Origin of the sequence: Nitratireductor aquibiodomus (assembly GCF_900105565.1) — a bacterium.
Classification (GTDB): domain Bacteria; phylum Pseudomonadota; class Alphaproteobacteria; order Rhizobiales; family Rhizobiaceae; genus Nitratireductor; species Nitratireductor aquibiodomus.
In genome coordinates, this window is the sequence record NZ_FNSL01000002.1 from 104,085 (window position 1) to 120,447 (window position 16,363).

The following is a 16,363-nucleotide window of genomic DNA, read 5'->3' on the forward strand; positions in this document are numbered from 1 at the left end:
ACAGGGCGACAACAGGAGCCGTAAAGAGCTCCGACAGAACTGCGCAGAACGCGACGAACAGACAACAACCGAAAGAGGGTTAGAACGATGACCAAATTCATCACCAACCGCAGGCAATTCATCAAGAGCAGCGCCGCCGGCGCCGCCCTTGTCGCTGCTCCCGCCTATCTCCGTTCCACTGCCGCGCGCGCCTCTGGCGTCGTCAATGTGTGGACCTACGCCAACTTCATTCCCGATGATTTCAAGGCCGAGTTCGAGAAGGACACGGGCATCGAGATCCAGATCCGCCTCGTGGACGATCAGGGCAAGCAGTTCAACCTGCTCGCCGCCGAAGCACCGAACCCGACTGCCGACATTGTCACGGTCGCCGGGCACCGTTTCCTTCAGTTCATCTCTTCCGATCTTTTGGCTCCGCTCGATACGGATCGCCTCAAGAACTGGGGCAACATCAATCCGATCTATTCAGAAAGCGACTGGGCCACGATCAACGGCAACAAATGGGGCGCGCCGATCCTTTCGGGTGCCGAAATCCTTGCCTACAACACCGAAGTCGTCAGCGAAGACGAAGTGAAGAGCTGGGACGTTCTCTTCTCGGACAAGTACAGCGGCCAGACGGCCTACACCATTCAGGACATGATGTCCGTCGTGATGCTCTACAAGGGCTATGATGGCAACATGGTCGCCTATATGGACGATCCGGAGAAGGCTGCGGCGGTCGTTGCGGAAGCGCGCGACTTCCTGATCGAGAAGAAGCCGCTCGTGCGCAAATATTACGACGCAGGCGCAGAAGTGCAGCAGATGTTCATCAATCAGGACATCGTCCTGGCTCACGCCTGGAACGGCCCGATCGCCAAGCTCATCACCGATGGCTTCCCGGTCGACATGACCATTCCGAAGGAAGGCACCTATGGCTTTGTCTACACGCTGAACGTCGCCAACAACGCTCCCAATTCCGACAATGCCTATGCGCTTCTCGATGCGCTGCTGGCCAACCCTGAAGTGGGTGCCAAGATGACCCAGTCGTCGGGCTTCATCTCCACCTACAAGGGCGCTGACCAGTATCTCTCGGACATCGAGAAAAAGGCATCGTCCTTCACGGAAGAGGAACTGGCCGGTCTGCAGTTCTTCCGCGCCGAGGCCAACGACATGAAATACAAGCTCGTCGACCCGGCAGTGGAGCAGATCAAGGCCGCCTGATGGCCAAAACGCCGGGCGGGCAACCCTCGCCCGGCAGGTCTTAAACCTTCGTCGTGCCGCCGGGTTCATCACACCCCGGACAGCGCGCAATGAAAAATACGAGCAACCGTCTCAATGGCCCACGCAGATACCGACAGGGCAGACCTTCGAAAGTCGACCGCGCCGGATGGCAGGATGACCTTTTGGGGAGCACTGCTGCAGAACGGCGCTTATCAGGCCGTCGCCAACACGCTGTTCAAGTCGCAGCGCCGCCAGTTCTGGATTCTGGCGAGCCTGCCGCTCTTCTGGATATTCTTTGCCAACCTCGGCCCCATCGTCGAGATGTTCTGGATCGGATTTCTGGACTCCTATCCGCCGAAAGTGGGTCATGAGCCGCAGTTCACGCTCGCAAACTGGGCAGCGTTCTTTCAGGACCGGGTGTTCATCATCCCGTTCTTCCGCACGCTGGCCTTCTCGTTCATCTTCACCGCGATCACGCTGCTCATCACCTATCCGGTGGCCTATTTTCTGGCCAAGCATGTAAGCCGCAAGAACCAGCTTCTGTTCCTGCTGCTCCTGCTCATTCCGTTCTGGGTGGGCGAGATCGTGCGCACCTACGCGATCATGATCCTGCTCGGCAACAACGGCGCGGTCAATCTGGCGCTCAAGTCGCTCGGGCTCATCGATCGACCCATACCGTTCATGTATACGGGCTTCTCGCTCGGTGTCGGCATTATCTATCTGACCGCGCTTTACATGCTTCTGCCGCTCTACTCGGCGCTGGAAAAGCTGCCAGACAATTATCTCGAAGCCGCAGCCGATCTCGGTGCGGGTGCGTGGACGCGCTTCCGCCGCATCACGCTGCCGCTTTCCAAAGAAGGCATCGCCTCGGGCTGCACCCTCGTCTTCCTGATTTCCACCGGCTATTACGCGACGCCCGTCCTTCTGGGCGGGCCACGCTCGACCGTCTTTGCGGAAACCATTGCCGGCTTCTTCCACGTCGCCGGCGATCAGTGGCCCATGGGCGCGGCCTTCTCCTCGATCATGCTGATCGCGACGCTCGGCGTAACCGGCCTTTTCCTCAAGCTGATGGGCCGTGACGGAAAGGGGATGATGCGATGACCCCTAACACACGCATTCTGATGTCGGTCATCTACTGGGCCTTCATCGTCTATCTCTTTGTGCCGCTGGCGCTCATGGTCACTATGGGCTTCAAGGATTCGAAGTTCATCGGTTTCCCGATCCGCTCCTGGACACTCGACTGGTACGCCGCCGTCATACAGGACACGCAGGTCCTGTCGGTCTTCGGCTATTCGATGACCATCGCCATTGCGACCACGATCCTGTCGCTGATCATCGGCACATGGGTGGCCGTCTTTCTCGGTCCGAACCAGTTTCGCGGGAAGGCGATCATCTTTGCGCTCGCCTGCCTGCCAGCGGTCATCCCCGGCATCATTTCGGCGATCGCGCTGCGCATCTTCGCCCGCCTGATCGACATCGAGCCGGGCATGTTCGCCATCATTCTCGGCCACACGGTGCACAATGTGCCCTTCGTTGCTCTGGTGGTGATGGCCCGCCTTTCGACCCAGCCGAAAAGCCATATCGAGGCCGCGCGCGATCTGGGAGCCGACAGCATCGTCGCCTTCTTCCGCGTCACGCTGCCCTACCTGAAGCCCGCGCTGATCGGAGCCGGCATCTTCTGCATGCTCCTGTCCTTTGACGACTTTGTGCGCGCCTTCTTCCTCGGCGGCTACCAGCCGACGCTTCCGGTGCTGATCTTCGCCAAACTGCGGTCGGGCATGTCGCCCGAGATCAACGCCATTTCCACAATCGTTCTCATCATGACCGCGATCCTCGGCCTGTGGGCCGAGCGTTCCATGCGGCGCCTGAACAAAGGTTCCTGACCATGACCGGCGAAAAGGACACCATCGTCCATATCGACAACGTCACCAAACGCTTCGGCAATGTCGTTGCGGTGGATCAACTGGACATGAAAATCATGGCCGGCGAATTCGTGACCTTCCTCGGCCCCTCCGGCTGCGGCAAGTCGACGACCCTGCGCATGCTGGGCGGGTTCGAAAACCCCTCCGAGGGCCGGATCGTGCTCGATGGCGTCGATGTGACAAGCCAGCCGCCCAACCGGCGCGACGTCAACATGGTGTTTCAGGACTATGCGCTCTTCCCGCACATGACCGTGGGCCAGAACGTGTCCTTCGGGCTCGAACTCAAGGGCAAGTCGCGACCCGAGATCGAACGCCGCATGGCGGAGCTGCTCGACTTCCTGCAGCTTTCCGGCTTCCGCGACCGCACGCCCGACCAGCTTTCCGGTGGCCAGCGCCAGCGCGTCGCGCTTGCCCGCGCGCTTGCCCCGGACCCGAAACTCCTGCTGTTGGACGAGCCGCTCGGCGCGCTCGATGCCAAGCTGCGCGGTCAGGTTCAGATCGAACTGAAAGACATTCAGAAGCGCACCGGCAAGACCTTCTTCTTCGTCACCCACGACCAGGAAGAAGCGCTGACCATGTCCGACCGCATCGTCGTCATGAATGCCGGCCGTGTCGAGCAGTCCGGCACGCCTGAAGATCTCTACTTCCGGCCCGAAAGCCGTTTCGTCGCCGAGTTCATCGGCGAAACGAACCTGATCAACGGCACCGTGCGCGGCGTGGAGGAGAACGCGGTCGTTCTCGACTGGAACGGACTTTCCGTCCGTGGTTCGGGCCATGGTCACCGTCCTGCCGCCGGCGACAACGTCACTGCCTCGCTAAGGCTGGAAAACGTGACCTGCCACAACAAAAAGCCGGCAAATCAGAATGCCGTCGAGGGCAAGGTGATCAGCAAGCTCTTCAAAGGCAGTCGCACCTCGCTGGACATCCGTGTCGGCGAGCGCGAAGACAGCATCATCCGCGCCTATATGGACGCTGGCAATGCTGCCGAAATTGCCAATGATCAGCTCTGGATTAGCTGGGAGCCGGAACGTTTGACAGTCCTGCGCGACTAGTTTCGTCGAGCCTTTTCATTCGGTTTCGGGCTTCCCGATCCATGTCTCGAACTCATCCAACTGGGCGAAAGTTGCCGGGCGCAGCTTTCCCCATTTGGAGGCATCGGAAACAAGAAATCTCCGCTGCGACCGCGCCATCGCCGCGCGTTTGACGGCAACTTCATGAAAGTGAAAGCAGGTCACACCTTCGCTTTCATGGATTCCGGCGGCGGAGAAGAAGCCTTTGGTGATGTTGATTTCCTGCAGCATGCCAAGCGCGGTGTCGGAGCTGAAGCTTCCGCTCTCGGGATGATAGATGCCGGCCAGCAGGATTAGGGTCACGCCATCCAGCCGGGAGACCATTTCGGCGATGTTCATCGCCTGCGTCACCACCGTGACATTCGCGTTGTGCGGAAGGCTCGCAGCGAGATATTGCAGCGTCGACCCGCAGTCCACGAAGATCGTGTCTTCCGGTTCGACCAGAGCTGCCGCCCGGCGTGCCACCTGCGTTTTGGCCTGCGTGTTCGTGCCCTGCGCGTGCGACAGCGAATAGCGTTCGCCGTTCTCATTGGCCGACATGATGTAGCCGCCCAGGCACAAGAGCCCGTTTTCACCATTCCCCAGATCGCGGCGAATGGTTATCTCCGAAGTGCCGAGTTCCCGCGCAGCCTCAGCGATGTGCAGTATCTTTCCCGAAGCACAGAGTTTCTTGAGCGCCATGATCCGCGCTTCTCGTCCGGAAGGTCTCGCCAAATGCTTCTCCAGGCCCACGAAGCGCCAGCCTGTTGTGTGGCCGGAAGCGATGGTCGCAACAGTAGGCACCGCACTTCAAAGGTTCATAAGTTTTGATGGAATACCATCATATTGAAACGAAATGATCAATATTGATGCCAGCAACTGCTCCGGAGCTCATGCTCATCAATTCGAGAAAACCCGTGTCTGCAGCCCCGTGTCCGCAGCAAGGAAAATCAGTCGTCGTCTCTGCACCTGAGCATGATGGCTCGTGCCAACAGCATTGAGGTGAAGAACAGCGTTACAAGATGGGTGTTGATACCGAGAATGTAGGTGTCGCCCTGAATCACGGCGGCTGCCGAGACAAGAACGATGATGCCCATCAGAATGATGTTGTGCATTCGTCTCCCTCTCTTCGTTCCGGAACACTATACCCGCCGGTATTCAACGCCCCGCGCCCGCGCAAGTGACAGCCTGATGCGGTCACGCGTCAGGTGCTGCAGACAAATGCGCCGACCACCGGCCGAAAAGAGCCACCGCCCACTGCCCAGTGGCATCAATGTCACCGTCTGGCGCAGTGGGCCGCGTCCCCAATGCAGCGTCCGCCCCCTGATCTGAAGATGCGCGCCATCGCACATCCAGTCGCCGTCGAGGTCCGGCGCTTCGTCATCGGCTGCCACAGGCAACAGCCTGACTGGACGATGAAAGAGCTCTCCGGTCAGTGCACCATCCTCATACCGCAGGCGCATGCGCGACTGAGCCGCGTTGGAGACGAACCAGCCGTCATCCCCCTCAAACAACATCTCCTCCGCATCGCGGACCACAATCGATCCCGGCCGCACCTCTGCCCAGAGCTCCCCCTCCGCAGCCGCATAGAGACCCGGCGGTGCCCATTCCCCCGCAGGTTTCGGCAAAGCACCCTTCGGCACACCGTAAAGCGCTGCCCAGACATGCGCTACGAGCCCGGTCGCGTCGCCATCGTCACGGTTGGTGAGAACCACCAGCGCGATCTCCCGCTCCCGGTCACACAGGAAACCTGCACGGTAACCGGCCTGCGCCCCGCCATGTCCCGGCACCGCCATATTGCCGATGCGCGTCAGGCTTATTCCAAGCCCGTAGCCCGTTGCCTCTCCCGAGCCGAGCGGCATCGGCCGGGCTATCCGGTCGAAAATCGCGCGCGGCATCAGGTCCGCGAGCCAGCGGGCGAGATCCATGGCAGACCCGGACAGAGAGCCGGCTGCCGAAAGATGCATGCCCTGAAAGCCCTCGGACCACCCACCGGCCTCGGGCACGTGCCCGGGCACCAGCCCCGGCACGGGATCGGTCCAGAATTCCGAAGCCCGCATTCCGATCCCGAGCCGCGCCGCATGGGCCGCGACCATCTCCGAGAAGACAAAACCCCGTCGTGCCAACGCCATTTCCAGCAGGCGATAGCCGCCATTCGAATAAGCGACCTCCGACCCCGGCGCGGCGTTGAGCCAGTCAAAACCGGCCATCCACGTATAGAGCGCATCCGCCTCGGTGCGCTCATGCGCGCCGACGCCCAGCAGCGTCAGACATTCGCGAGGATCCGGCAAACCGCCCTGCATGGCCAGCGCCTGAGCGACTGTTACCGCCGCGGGTGCGGCTGCAAGCTCGCACAGCGCCTCGCCCAGAGGCATGTCGAGGCTAAACGCCTCGGACTCCAGTAGACAGGTTGCGAAAACATGCTTGGTCACGGACGCCCAGCGAAAGACGCTGTCGGGCCCCAGCGGCCCGCGCCCTGCCCCGCAATGACCCGCTGCCGCGATCAGGCGTGGCATGCCTCTTTCCATGCCGAGAACCACACCCCCTGGCCCGTCACTCACCCAGCTTTTGAGCTTTTCTTGCGCGGCTGCTTCAGCAGCCGGCCAATCGCGTCTCGACATTCCCCGTCCCCATCCGCTGGCGCTGTTCATCACAGCTTCGATGCCGTGCGGTGCCTCCTTCGAGAAGCCATGTCAATGAGGATTGTCGTTCGGCGCGCCACCGCTCAGGCGACTTCAGAGTTTTCGATCCCCACGATTTCACCGACCGGCTGAGGACGGCCGATAAGAAAGCCCTGAATGAGGTCGACATCGAGTTCTTCAAGAAGCGCCTTCTGCTCTTCCGTCTCGACGCCTTCAACGAGAACGGTACGGCCAAGACTGCGCAGAAGCTGGATCATGCCCTCGAGCATGCGGACATCCTGCGCGCACTGGCGCTCAGGCAGAAAGCTCCGGTCGATCTTGACAATATCGAGGTCGAAGCGGCGCAGGCAGTCGATCCCGGCGTAACCGGTCCCGAAGTCATCGAGCCAGATCTGCACACCGAGGCTCCGAAGCTGCTCCACTGCCTGAGCGGCCTGCGACTGTCCCAGGATGTCGCCCCGTTCGGAGAGTTCGAGCGCAAACTGTCTTGGCGCCAGTCCGTGGCGGGCCAGCATCTCGGCAACGCGAAGCGCAAATCCTGGAGCCTTGAGCTGAACGGCGGATATGTTGACGGCAACAATCCCGGTAAGCTTGTAGCGCGCCACGTCCGCACAGGCCTGTTCGAAAACCCATGCGCCCAGTTCGACGATCGCGCCGTTCTGCTCTGCCACCGGAATGAACACATCGGGTTTCACCAGCCGCCCATTGCTGCCCTTGAGCCGCATCAGCGCCTCATAGCCAAGAACCTCGCCGGTTCCCAGTTGCACGATCGGCTGGTAGACCACTGAAATGCACTGCCTTTCAATGGCGTGCGCCAACAGGCCGGCGAGGCTTTCATTCGAATGGTCGGCGTCGACGATCTGCGGATCGTAAACCGTCACTCTGGAGCGGCCGGTAAACTTCGAGATATAGAGTGCCCGGTCAGCTTCCTGCAGAACCTCCTGCAACTCGGAGGCCCCATCTTCCAGCGTCTGCGATGCACCAGCACTGATCGTCACAATGTCGATACCGTCACCCCGGTCTGGATGGTAGATTTCCAGTTCCTCAACCACACGGCAGAACTCCTGCGCCAGTTCACGCAGTTCGTCCGACCCGGAGACGCGGCGCAACACCAGAAACTCCTCGCCGCCATAACGCCCGACGATTGCTTCGTTCGCATCCGCCGCCGCCTCCAGCGTCTGGGCAACCCGTATCAGGCAATCGTCACCGGCCTGATGGCCCAGCCGGTCGTTAAAGCGCTTGAAGTGATCCACGTCGATCAGCACGACGCCGAGCTCCTTCCCGTCCCGAACACACGATTCATGAAGCTCGGCGAAGGCGCTTGTGATCGCACGGCGATTGCGCAATCCCGTGAGGGGATCGGTGTGAGCGATCCTGTGGAGCTCGTCGCCCTTCTTGACGGCTGCATGGGCCTGAGATTTTGCCTGCAGCGCTTCAAGAAACGTCCAGTAGCGCTCCACCCCCAGTCGCCACGACAGGTAAAGTGAAAAGACAAGGCAGTTGACGAAGAGCGCGGCAATGACGATCCGTGCAGTCAGGCCGATCTGTAGCGTGTACAGCGTCGCAGCGATGAAGACGACGGCGATGACCGTCGACGAGATCGCGGACAGCATGAAGCGGAAATTGAAGAACAGATTTGCGCCAAGCACAAAGACGATACCGAACGCCACAAAGTGCGAAAGCGCCTGCTGATGTGAGGTTTCAAGCGCCAGAAGCAACCACCCGACAGCACCGACGACAATAGCTGCGGCAGCCACCAGATGCATCACGGCAAGGGATGCGCCGCGGCGCACACCAAACTCGATCACCGCAAGAAAGGAAATGCCGATCGCGCACCGGGCAAACACCAGCTGATCCGCGATGTCGGGAAACAGGAACCAGTCGAAGACCCCATAGGCCATATAACTGAGCACGGCAGCCCACATGCCCCAGCGAACGACCAGGCGTTGCTGGGCAGCGTCATGCTGAAAAAGCAGCCGGAGCAGTTTCGGATCTGCAAGACCCGTACGAGGGCTCGAAAGCGCTTCTACAACCTTTCGTGCGATATCCGCGGATAGTTGCATCGTGACCTTCCTTTGCAACAGACCCTCAGTACACGGGAATCGGTTAGGATGTCTTAACTTCCCCATTCCCCCGCCGGAGCGCCGCGGGAAAGGGTATTTTATATTAACAGTGCGTAAATGATGACACGATCATCCGTCTCTTTTACCCGGCTTATCGAGGTCCTGAACCCGGATAACTTTTAGTCGAAATTGATTAAATTCTTTCGCATCCCGGTCTGTGTGGGTATAGTGAAAGTGTGCAAATCAATGGGGACGGACCAGTGGCACAAGCCTCTCACCTGAAGCTTGATGAGCAGAGTTTGATCACATCTCAGCTCGTCAAGAAGCATACGACCACGTCGGATGTAGCCGATTCAACGGAGTTAAAGGAGAAGGTTGCCCAGCTTGCGCTGGTTCTCGATCTGGCGCGCCAGGGCTTCGAATCGGGCACACCGGCAGCGGACATTGTCGACCGTCTGGCGGCCCGTCTGCACGATCTCCGCAACCAGGCTTCGCCTGTCGTATGGCAACAGCTCATTCCCCTGGCTCAGGAGCATCCGGTTTCAGAGTTTCTGAAGCAGGATCCCTTCACGCGCTGGTCCTTCGACAAGCCGCGCGGCTATTCCGGCGATGCCAGCCTGCTCGACATCTACTACAAGCATCCAAGCGCCGACGAGATCGTGGCTTCTTCCACGGAACTCGGCCGTGAAATCTACGCTTACACCAGCGAAGCAGCGAGTTCGGTCGCCGGACGCGAACGGCGCGACATTCTTGCGCGCACGGTGGATGCCACCGCCGAGCGTGTGGAGAATGCGGAAGTTCTTGCAATCGCATGCGGTCACCTGCGCGAAGCGGAACTCTCGACGGCCCTGGCCGGAAAGAAGCTGAAGCGCTGGATCGGGCTGGATCAGGACCCGATCAGTGTGGGAACGGTCAACCGGGACCTGGCCGGCACTGGTGTGGAGGCCATTGACGGTTCCGTGAAAGGCATCCTGCGCCGCTCCTACAGTCTCGGCACGTTCGATCTCGTCTATGCGTCGGGGCTTTACGACTATCTGCCGCGTGCAGTCGCAATCCGCCTCACGCAACGCGCCATGGAACTGGTCAAGCCGGGCGGAGAATTCCTGTTCGCCAATTTCAGCGACGAGATCACCACCGATGGCTACATGGAAACCTTCATGGACTGGCCGCTGATCCTGCGTGCGGACAAGGACATGCAGGACATAATCGACCGCGCGATTGACAGGAACCATGCCGAGACCGAGGTGTTTTACGGCAGCAATCGCAACATCGTCTACGGTGTCATCCGCAAGCACACGGCCTGAGCGACAGCCTCATCCTCTCACGTGAAAAGCCAGACCTGGCTGGCCACCCAACTTCGGTTTGGTGGCCACGGGACCTCTCGCAATTAGGTCTGCCCATTCGGCGGCGAGATCATCTACACGCGCGGAACCATGGTGCCACTGCAGCCGGTATCGTTGATCTGCGTGCACAATGGCGGATACAGGGTCGAGGAAATCCGGGAACCTGAAACGGCGTGATCCGGCTTCTGAAAGGCGGGGCTTCGGTCCCGCAATTTTTTTGCCTGCGACAGACCGAAACCGCAGGCATTTCATATGTGATGGCGCGGGCGGCATAACGGGACACTGCAGCCGATCCCTATCGGTAATGCCAAACCGGCACGACAAAATTAAAATATCAAGTTGCGTATCTGATACATCAGTTGTAGGCTTTCTTCTCAGGCCCGACTTATGCAAGCCGGCGCCAATCTTCGTAACCGGCAAGCAGATCGTCCGGGCGCGGAAAACAATTTTTGCGGAGAAGGAGGAGTCTCACGCATGCTCTCAGTCAGTCGTCGTGTTCTTATGGCAGCCGCATTCGCTGCCGCTTTGACGCCCGCAGCCGCCCTGCCGGTCAGGGCCCAGGACCTGCCGGAGATCGAGTTCCTCTATTCGCCCTTCGCCGACTATGCGCCCTTCTTCGTCGCCGAGGACCTCGGCTATTTCGAGGAGTTTGGCGTTGACGTGACGCTTTCGCCCAAGGGCAACACGGCCGAAACCATCCAGATGCTTGCCTCCGGCAACATCGAAGCAGGTGCCGCCACCTGGGCTTCCAGCCTTTTCAACGCGCTCGACCGTGGCGCAACCGTCTCCATCATTGCCACCATGGCACGCATGCCCGACACGGTTCCCTCCCCCTCGCCATTCATGGTGTCGCAGAAAGCGTGGGACGAAGGCATCCGCACCGTCGCCGACCTGAAAGGCAAGCGCATCGGCATTCCCGGCCCCGGCGGTTTCGGCATGTATTCGGTGGCAAAGGCACTCGAGAAGGGCGGCCTGACAATAGAAGATGTCGAGGCGGTTTACCTGCCGCCGCCCGCAACGGCTGCCGCCTTCGCAAATGGCGGCCTTGAAGCCGGCTGGAGCATCGAGCCTTTCGCTCACCAGCTCGAAAAACAGGGGCTGGGCCGCCGCCTGGTCGAAGATCACACCTTTGGCACAGAGCTTGGTTTGATCGCCTTCAATCAGGATTTCGTTGAAGAGAACGAAGACGCGGTTGTGCGCTTCGTAGCAGCCTATCTCAAGGCTGCCCGCCAGCTCGACAATGGCGGCTGGCAGGACGACAGGATTCTCGAAATCGTCTCGAACTACACCGGCACCGAGCCAGACGCCCTGCGTGGCATCCCCTATACGGTTCGCTCCGAAGATGGTGCCATCGACATGGAGTCCGTGCGTGAACAGGAAGAGTTCTTCCGTCAGCGCGGTGCACTTGAATATGAAGGGCTTTCCGATATCGACGGCGTCTATCGCCGCGATCTTCTGCAGCGTGCCAACGACCTACTCGCAAGCAAGAAATGATGCAGGCCGCGCAGGAAAAACTGCCTCCCGCTCCGGCGAAATCCGCCGGAGCGGCCATTGAGGTCAACCATCTTACCAAGGCGTTCTATGACAGCCAGGACGACCGCGTGACCGTGGCCGTCTCCGATGTCAGCTTTAAAGTCGAACGCGGCGAATTCGTTTGCATTGTCGGCCCCAGCGGCTGCGGCAAAACAACGGTACTGCGCATTCTCGCAGGCCTTGAGGACGAGCTGAACGGCACGGTGAAGCTTCACAGCTCCACACCGCCGGCAATGGTTTTCCAGGAAGCGTCCGTTCTGCCCTGGCTCACCGTTTCGCAGAACATCGCTTTCCCGCTGAGCCTGAAAGGCACGCCCCGTTCACAACAGGCCGAACGCGTGCGCGAAATGCTGACACTGACCGGCCTTACAGAATTCGCCAGCGCCCTCCCCCACCAGCTTTCCGGCGGCATGAAACAACGCGTCTCCGTGGCGCGCGCCCTTGTCGACGACCGCGACATTCTGCTGATGGACGAGCCGTTCGGCGCGCTCGATGAACAGACGCGTCTGGTCCTCCAGCAGGAATTGTTGCGGATATGGGAGACGACCGGCAAGACCGTGGTCTTCATCACGCACAGCGTCGATGAAGCGTTGACGCTGGCGGATCGCGTTCTCGTCATGTCGCCACGTCCCGGCAGGCTGGTCGCCGACATGCGGGTCCCCTTCGAGCGCCCGCGCGACGTGGTCGAGATGCGCCGCGACAAGCGTTTCTGGGATATGACTTACGAGGTCTGGCGCTTGCTGGCCTCTCCTGCGGAGGCATGAGATGAGCGCTCCCACCACGACACTGACCGAAGACGAACTGCGCCGGCTCAAAGCACCGGCTCGACGTGAGAAACTCTTCCGTTTCGCATCCTATTTCAGCCCGCTTCTGCTTCTCTTGATCTGGGAGCTGTCGAGCCAGTTCAACCTGATCGACCGCCGCTTCTTCCCGGCTCCCAGCGCCATCGCCGAAACGGCCTGGCGCATGATCGTAAGCCTGGAGCTCTTTGAGCATATCGGCGCAACCCTGCGCCGCGTGGGTGTGGGCTATGTCATGGGTGCGGTTCCCGGCATCACGCTCGGCCTCATCCTCGGCCTCTCCCGGCCTGTTCGCCGCCTCCTCGGTCCGATCTTCTCCGCGCTCTATCCTGTGCCGAAGATCGCCATCCTCCCATTGATCCTGCTGATCTTCGGCGTCGGCGACGCCTCCAAGTTCGTCGTCATCGCCATCGGCGTTTTCTTTCTGATGTTTTACAACACCATGGGCGGTGTCCTGCAGACCCCGCAAATCTACATGGATGTTGCCAAGAACGCAGGCGCGAGCCGGTTCCAGACCTTCACGCGCATCGCCTTCCCTGCTGCGCTGCCAAGCATCTTCACCGGGCTGAAGCTTGCCGCGGGTTCGTCCTACATCATCATCGCGGCCGCCGAATTCCTCGGCGCACGCAGCGGCGTCGGCTTCTTCATCTGGGCGTCGTGGCAGACCTTTGCGGTCTCGCGCATGTTCGTCGGCATCGTCGTGATCTCGGTCATGGGCTATCTCACCATCCTCGCCCTTGAGGCGCTGGAGCGGCATTTCGTAGCCTGGGCGAAAAACTGATCGGCTGAGGACAAGAGGCTCATGACCGTCTACACCGGCCCGGCCCCCAACGCCCACACACCCGTTTCGGAGCGCATCTACCTTGCGCTACGGCAGAAGATCGTGCGTTGCGAGATAGCACCGGGAACCACGCTCGATGCGAATTCCATTGCGCGTGACTACGACGTCTCGAAAACGCCGGTGCGTGACGCCATGCAGAAGCTGGCGGCCGACGGGCTCGTGACGATCCTGCCGCGCAGCGGCTATCGCGTGGCCACCATCACGTTTCAGGCCGTGCACGAAATTCTTGATCTGCGCGCGGCCATCGGCCCGCACGCGGCACGGCAGGCAGCGCGTTACGCCACGCCCGCCGACATCGCCGAGCTGCGCGAGATCGTCGCCGAATACGCCACGCCGCTCGACATCGGGGCCATGCAGCAGGTGGCGCGGCGCTTCCATGTCGCCATCGCACGGTGCAGCCGCAACAAGCGCGTTGTCGCTCTCTCGGAAACCCTGTTCGACGAACTGGAGCGCCTTCTGCGCTTCGCAATCGACTTCTCGGTGAAGATCGGCGAGCACTCGGACGAGCACACAGCGCTTGTCGACGCCATCGAGGCCGGCGATGGCGAGCGGGCGGCCGCCATCGAAGCGGCCCACATCAAACACAGCCGGGAGTTCCTGATCGAACGCCTGATGACGCTCGGTTACCTATCCGCTGGCGAAGTCCAGATCGGCAATGCAGCGCGGGGCATGGACGAATGATCGCATTTCCCGACGCAGTTGCGCGGCTGTCGGCAGCGCTTGGCGACAGTCCGGCAGCGAAACTTGCAGCCGCAGCACTGATCGAAGCCGATGCGCTCGGGCAGCCGCGTTTCGGAATTGCGATGCTCGATGAGTGGACAGCCGACACCACGCCCGTTCGCGCTGCCGAAACCCCGCAGGCCGTAAGCTGGCTCGACTGCTCGGCCTCCTTTGCACCGCTTGCCGTTGCGAGCGCCACGCTGGACCTCACCGGTGCCGCTCAGGCGAAGGGCATCGCCGCCGTCTTTCTGCGTGGCGTCAGGGGCTTCGGCCGGCTCGCTCCCTTCGTTCGCCATCTTGCCGATGCCGGCCTTGTCGGGATCGCCGGGGCCGAAGGCCCGCCTTTCGTCGCCGCCCACGGCGGCACGCGCGCCGTCATCGGCACCAATCCGTTCGCCCTCGCCATAGGCACCGGCGCAGACCGCGTGGTGATCGACGTGGCAAGCAGCACAGCCACCATGGCCGACATCCGCAACGCCCGCAGCACCGGCGCCCCCCTGCCGGAGGGAATTGCGCTGAATGGCGAAGGACAGCCAACCACCATCGCCTCCGAGGTCGCCGCACTTCTGCCGCGCGGCGGACAGGTCGGCTCCCTGCTCGGCCTTGTGGTCGAACTTCTGGCCGGCGTCGCCGGCGGTGGCCGCGACGACCCAAAAGGCCGGGGCGTGTTCCTGCTTGCCTTCGATCCTGAAGCGGCCGGAGACAGCATTGATTGGCAGGCGCGGCTTGCAGCCCTCAAAAGCGACTGGACCGGAAGCGGCGGCCACTGGCCGCGCGGCGGCGCGCGCTCGCCCGAAGCCGCGCTGGACGATGATTTCGCAAAACGCCTCGATGCACAGCTCGCACGCATTTCCGGCAGGGCGCAGTGACAATGCCGCACCGCTCTTCCTCAAACCGCTGAAATTCTCCTATGCAGAAATGGTGCCTTAGATGACGACAAATCCTGCTTCCGCGCCCGTTGTTTCCGTCACCCCCGCTGACGGGCTGATCGACGAGCCACGCCGCATTGTCGTTTCGGGCCTCGCGCCCGACGAGCTCGTCGCGATTTCCGCGCGGACGGTGCGGGCCGGCGGCGTTGTCTGGTACAGCCAAGCGACATTCATGGCCGATGCCGACGGCGTCGTTGATCTGACGCGCGATGCGCCCGTTGGCGGCGACTATGCGGAAATCTCGGCAATGGGTCTCATCTGGAGCCAGAAGCCGGTCGACAGCAACAGTCAGGAGCTTTTTCCGGACGACGTCATGCAGCCGCTAAAGACCGAGCTGACGGCGGAAACCGCCGTCGGCGTCAGGGCGCAGGGCGCGCTTCTCCAGCGCCTCGCAGCTGAAGGCGTAGAGCGGCAGGAGATCCGCGAAGACGGTCTGGTCGGCACGCTCTTCACGCCCGCAGGCCCCGGCCCGCATCCCGTCGTGGTGGTGCTCAACGGTTCCGGCGGCGGCATCAACGAGCCGCGCGGCGCGCTTTACGCCTCCCATGGCTATCAGGCTTTCGCGCTTGGCTATTTCAAGGCTCCGGGCCTGTCGCCCTTCATCACCGAGACCCCGCTCGAATATCTGGAGACCGGCCTCAACTGGGCGCACCGCACGCTCAAGCCGCGCGACGGTTTCGTGGCGGTTGCCGGTCAGTCGCGCGGCGGTGAACTCTCGTTGCTTCTCGGCGCGACCTTCCCCGATCTCATCTCCGCCGTGATCGCCTATGTGCCCGGCGCCATGGTGCATGGCGCACAGGGTGCGGGCGATCCCGCTCGTGGCGGCTGGCAGGGCGTGACCTGGACCCGGGGTGGTGAGCCGCTTACCCATCTCTGGCAGGACAACAAGGCCGTGCACTGGCACCCCTGGGGCGGTGAAGCACCACCGAACCGGCATCATTCCGTCTTCTTCGAGGGGCTGAAGGACACCGATCTGGCCGCACGCGCGCGCATCCCGATCGAGAACACGAAGGCCGCCGTTCTGCTCGTTTCAGGCCGCGACGACCGCGCCTGGCCATCGAGCCTCTATTCGAAAATGGTGGTTTCCACCCTCAGCCGGCACGACCACCCGCACCTCGTCCGTCATCTCGACTTCGATGACGCCGGCCATGCGATCAACCTGCCCTTCGTGCCCTCGACCCAGTTGAGCCGCGAACACCCGGTTTCGAAAGTACCCTACACGAATGGCGGCACGCCATCAGGCAACGCACGGGCGGATGAAGGCTCGTGGCGCGGTGTCCTCGCATTCCTCGACGAGCTTACACGCCCGGCCGGCTGAAGCGCC

15 protein-coding genes are annotated in these 16,363 nt (G+C 61.4%); 11 read left to right on the forward strand and 4 right to left on the reverse strand.

All coding sequences use genetic code 11. The features are described 5' to 3' along the window. Positions 1–87: 87 nt before the first annotated feature. The 4 genes from BLW55_RS19640 (at position 88) to BLW55_RS19655 (ending at position 4,171) form a co-directional block, all read left to right on the forward strand. A complete protein-coding gene (locus tag BLW55_RS19640) occupies positions 88–1,197 on the forward strand; it encodes an ABC transporter substrate-binding protein (RefSeq protein WP_090330116.1) in 1,110 nt (369 codons plus the stop codon). A gap of 114 nt (positions 1,198–1,311) precedes the next feature. After that, the gene (locus BLW55_RS19645; protein ID WP_007010293.1) at positions 1,312–2,298 is read left to right on the forward strand and encodes an ABC transporter permease; all 987 of its coding nucleotides are present in this window, start codon (positions 1,312–1,314) and stop codon (positions 2,296–2,298) included. Further along, on the forward strand, positions 2,295–3,080 hold the full coding sequence (locus BLW55_RS19650; protein ID WP_090330117.1) for an ABC transporter permease: 786 nt from the start codon (positions 2,295–2,297) through the stop codon (positions 3,078–3,080). The genes BLW55_RS19645 and BLW55_RS19650 overlap by 4 nt, the downstream gene beginning before the upstream one ends. A 2-nt stretch (positions 3,081–3,082) precedes the next feature. Further along, complete coding sequence (locus tag BLW55_RS19655; RefSeq protein ID WP_007010291.1) at positions 3,083–4,171, forward strand: ABC transporter ATP-binding protein; 1,089 nt, start codon at positions 3,083–3,085, stop codon at positions 4,169–4,171. A gap of 15 nt (positions 4,172–4,186) precedes the next feature. Here the strand turns inward: BLW55_RS19655 and BLW55_RS19660 are convergent, their stop codons facing one another. From BLW55_RS19660 to BLW55_RS19670, 4 genes are all read right to left on the reverse strand, one after another. Continuing rightward, a complete protein-coding gene (locus tag BLW55_RS19660; RefSeq protein ID WP_007010290.1) occupies positions 4,187–4,870 on the reverse strand; it encodes a DeoR/GlpR family DNA-binding transcription regulator in 684 nt (227 codons plus the stop codon). Positions 4,871–5,118: 248 nt separating this feature from the next. Then, complete coding sequence (locus tag BLW55_RS20870) at positions 5,119–5,283, reverse strand: hypothetical protein (RefSeq protein WP_155983364.1); 165 nt, start codon at positions 5,281–5,283, stop codon at positions 5,119–5,121. Between the two features lie 27 nt (positions 5,284–5,310). Then, positions 5,311–6,789 (reverse strand): serine hydrolase domain-containing protein, encoded by a 1,479-nt coding sequence (locus BLW55_RS19665; protein WP_177175150.1) that lies wholly within the window; start codon positions 6,787–6,789, stop codon positions 5,311–5,313. 104 nt (positions 6,790–6,893) lie between these two features. Continuing rightward, positions 6,894–8,873 carry a putative bifunctional diguanylate cyclase/phosphodiesterase gene (locus BLW55_RS19670; protein ID WP_025029393.1) on the reverse strand — a complete coding sequence of 660 codons (1,980 nt, stop codon included), beginning with the start codon at positions 8,871–8,873 and terminating at the stop codon, positions 6,894–6,896. A gap of 260 nt (positions 8,874–9,133) precedes the next feature. Between BLW55_RS19670 and BLW55_RS19675 the strand changes: the two genes are divergently transcribed. The 7 genes from BLW55_RS19675 to BLW55_RS19705 all read left to right on the forward strand — a co-directional run bounded on the left by BLW55_RS19675 (position 9,134) and on the right by BLW55_RS19705 (position 16,357). After that, a complete protein-coding gene (locus BLW55_RS19675) occupies positions 9,134–10,177 on the forward strand; it encodes a class I SAM-dependent methyltransferase (RefSeq protein WP_177175151.1) in 1,044 nt (347 codons plus the stop codon). A 513-nt stretch (positions 10,178–10,690) separates the two neighbouring features. Further along, on the forward strand, positions 10,691–11,710 hold the full coding sequence (locus tag BLW55_RS19680; protein ID WP_007007349.1) for an ABC transporter substrate-binding protein: 1,020 nt from the start codon (positions 10,691–10,693) through the stop codon (positions 11,708–11,710). Next, the gene (locus BLW55_RS19685; protein ID WP_244439639.1) at positions 11,707–12,513 is read left to right on the forward strand and encodes an ABC transporter ATP-binding protein; all 807 of its coding nucleotides are present in this window, start codon (positions 11,707–11,709) and stop codon (positions 12,511–12,513) included. The genes BLW55_RS19680 and BLW55_RS19685 overlap by 4 nt, the downstream gene beginning before the upstream one ends. 1 nt (position 12,514) lies before the next feature. Further along, positions 12,515–13,330 carry an ABC transporter permease gene (locus BLW55_RS19690; RefSeq protein ID WP_007007346.1) on the forward strand — a complete coding sequence of 272 codons (816 nt, stop codon included), beginning with the start codon at positions 12,515–12,517 and terminating at the stop codon, positions 13,328–13,330. Positions 13,331–13,351: 21 nt separating this feature from the next. Next, positions 13,352–14,071: a GntR family transcriptional regulator gene (locus tag BLW55_RS19695; RefSeq protein ID WP_090330120.1), complete on the forward strand. Its 720-nt coding sequence runs from the start codon at positions 13,352–13,354 to the stop codon at positions 14,069–14,071. Further along, complete coding sequence (locus BLW55_RS19700; protein ID WP_090330121.1) at positions 14,068–14,979, forward strand: Ldh family oxidoreductase; 912 nt, start codon at positions 14,068–14,070, stop codon at positions 14,977–14,979. The genes BLW55_RS19695 and BLW55_RS19700 overlap by 4 nt, the downstream gene beginning before the upstream one ends. A 61-nt stretch (positions 14,980–15,040) precedes the next feature. Continuing rightward, positions 15,041–16,357 (forward strand): acyl-CoA thioesterase/BAAT N-terminal domain-containing protein, encoded by a 1,317-nt coding sequence (locus BLW55_RS19705; protein ID WP_090330122.1) that lies wholly within the window; start codon positions 15,041–15,043, stop codon positions 16,355–16,357. The last annotated feature ends 6 nt before the right edge of the window (positions 16,358–16,363 follow it).

Excerpts from the sequence above, each read along its gene's own strand:
- BLW55_RS19640 (WP_090330116.1), top strand. The coding sequence starts at position 88 with ATGACCAAATTCATCACCAACCGCAGGCAATTCATCAAGAGCAGCGCC.
- BLW55_RS19645 (WP_007010293.1), top strand. The coding sequence starts at position 1,312 with ATGGCCCACGCAGATACCGACAGGGCAGACCTTCGAAAGTCGACCGCG.
- BLW55_RS19650 (WP_090330117.1), top strand. The coding sequence starts at position 2,295 with ATGACCCCTAACACACGCATTCTGATGTCGGTCATCTACTGGGCCTTC.
- BLW55_RS19655 (WP_007010291.1), top strand. The coding sequence starts at position 3,083 with ATGACCGGCGAAAAGGACACCATCGTCCATATCGACAACGTCACCAAA.
- BLW55_RS19660 (WP_007010290.1), bottom strand. The coding sequence starts at position 4,870 with ATGGCGCTCAAGAAACTCTGTGCTTCGGGAAAGATACTGCACATCGCT.
- BLW55_RS20870 (WP_155983364.1), bottom strand. The coding sequence starts at position 5,283 with ATGCACAACATCATTCTGATGGGCATCATCGTTCTTGTCTCGGCAGCC.
- BLW55_RS19665 (WP_177175150.1), bottom strand. The coding sequence starts at position 6,789 with ATGTCGAGACGCGATTGGCCGGCTGCTGAAGCAGCCGCGCAAGAAAAG.
- BLW55_RS19670 (WP_025029393.1), bottom strand. The coding sequence starts at position 8,873 with ATGCAACTATCCGCGGATATCGCACGAAAGGTTGTAGAAGCGCTTTCG.
- BLW55_RS19680 (WP_007007349.1), top strand. The coding sequence starts at position 10,691 with ATGCTCTCAGTCAGTCGTCGTGTTCTTATGGCAGCCGCATTCGCTGCC.
- BLW55_RS19685 (WP_244439639.1), top strand. The coding sequence starts at position 11,707 with ATGATGCAGGCCGCGCAGGAAAAACTGCCTCCCGCTCCGGCGAAATCC.
- BLW55_RS19690 (WP_007007346.1), top strand. The coding sequence starts at position 12,515 with ATGAGCGCTCCCACCACGACACTGACCGAAGACGAACTGCGCCGGCTC.
- BLW55_RS19695 (WP_090330120.1), top strand. The coding sequence starts at position 13,352 with ATGACCGTCTACACCGGCCCGGCCCCCAACGCCCACACACCCGTTTCG.
- BLW55_RS19700 (WP_090330121.1), top strand. The coding sequence starts at position 14,068 with ATGATCGCATTTCCCGACGCAGTTGCGCGGCTGTCGGCAGCGCTTGGC.
- BLW55_RS19705 (WP_090330122.1), top strand. The coding sequence starts at position 15,041 with ATGACGACAAATCCTGCTTCCGCGCCCGTTGTTTCCGTCACCCCCGCT.